Consider the following 212-nt stretch of genomic DNA (forward strand, 5'->3'; position numbering starts at 1 on the left):
ATGGTGGTCGCCGCGGCCGAGGTCGTCATCGGCCTCGCGATCATCATGACCATCTTCCGCGCCCGACGGTCGGCCTCGGTCGACGGCGCCGACCTGCTGAAGTACTGACGTGAACGGGGGGACGGGCATTCAATCACTCATCTGGCTCCTGCCGGCGATTCCGCTGCTCGGGGCCGCCGTCCTGCTGCTCGCCGGTCGGCGCAGCGACCGCT

General features: G+C 69.3%; 1 protein-coding gene. It reads left to right on the forward strand.

The window, feature by feature from the left end; all coding sequences use genetic code 11:
• The coding region (locus IJ15_RS0124415; RefSeq protein ID WP_031940906.1) for an NADH-quinone oxidoreductase subunit K at window positions 1–108 on the forward strand (108 nt) is incomplete at its 5' end.
• Window positions 109–212: the final 104 nt, after the last annotated feature.

Origin of the sequence: Prescottella defluvii (assembly GCF_000738775.1) — a bacterium.
Taxonomy (GTDB): domain Bacteria; phylum Actinomycetota; class Actinomycetes; order Mycobacteriales; family Mycobacteriaceae; genus Prescottella; species Prescottella defluvii.